The organism is Limnobaculum eriocheiris, assembly GCF_021010575.1.
Taxonomy (GTDB): domain Bacteria; phylum Pseudomonadota; class Gammaproteobacteria; order Enterobacterales; family Enterobacteriaceae; genus Limnobaculum; species Limnobaculum eriocheiris.
Genome location: NZ_JAJNAG010000099.1, coordinates 1 through 975, shown reverse-complemented (window position 1 = coordinate 975; position 975 = coordinate 1). Strand labels below are relative to the sequence as shown.

Here is a 975-nt window from a genome sequence, read left to right as displayed (position 1 = left end):
GGCTCCTCCCCGTTCGCTCGCCGCTACTGGGGGAATCTCGGTTGATTTCTTTTCCTCGGGGTACTTAGATGTTTCAGTTCCCCCGGTTCGCCTCATACGACTATGTATTCATCGTATGATAGTGCAACGAATTGCACTGGGTTTCCCCATTCGGGTATCGCCGGTTATAACGGTTCATATCACCTTACCGACGCTTATCGCAGATTAGCACGCCCTTCATCGCCTCTGACTGCCTAGGCATCCACCGTGTACGCTTAGTCACTTAACCTCACAACCCGAAGGTGTCTCGCAAGAAACACAATCTGAGTTGCAAAAAATTGAGAGACTCACTCAGTCCAATTAGTGTCAGTGTTAAAACTCACTATTGGCTGAGGATTCAAATTTCAGCTTGTTCCGGATTGTTAAAGAGCAATATTTCACAGTACACGGACTTTCGTCAGTACACTCTGGAATAGTTTTAGCACGATTTAAGATAACTTCTTTATGGTGGAGCTAAGCGGGATCGAACCGCTGACCTCCTGCGTGCAAGGCAGGCGCTCTCCCAGCTGAGCTATAGCCCCATAAAGAACAGAGACACCTTATTGATTTACCGGCACCAATTCGCTTAACCGCAGCAGGTTTCGTAGTGAGTAACGCAGTGTGCGTCAGCACATGAGTAACGCAGCGGCGAAAGATGCAAGGGTAAGTAGAATTGGTGGGTCTGAGTGGACTTGAACCACCGACCTCACCCTTATCAGGGGTGCGCTCTAACCACCTGAGCTACAGACCCAATAAGATACTCAAGGTTTAAGTGGCCTCAAACCTCGTTGCTCTCTTTTCATTTCATCAGACAATCTGTGTGGACACTGCACTCAATCAGTATCTTTCAGGTAAGGAGGTGATCCAACCGCAGGTTCCCCTACGGTTACCTTGTTACGACTTCACCCCAGTCATGAATCACAAAGTGGTAAGCGCCCTCCCGAAGGTTAAGCTACC

Annotated in this window: 2 tRNA genes and 2 rRNA genes; all 4 read right to left on the bottom strand. The window is 48.7% G+C overall.

The features are described 5' to 3' along the window. Positions 1-268 (bottom strand): 23S ribosomal RNA (locus LPW36_RS17645); the annotation flags it as partial. Between the two features lie 216 nt (positions 269-484). Further along, positions 485-560, bottom strand: a tRNA-Ala gene (locus LPW36_RS17640). Positions 561-692: 132 nt separating this feature from the next. Beyond that, a tRNA-Ile gene (locus LPW36_RS17635) sits at positions 693-769 on the bottom strand. Between the two features lie 101 nt (positions 770-870). Beyond that, positions 871-975: ribosomal RNA gene (locus LPW36_RS17630) — 16S ribosomal RNA — on the bottom strand; the annotation flags it as partial.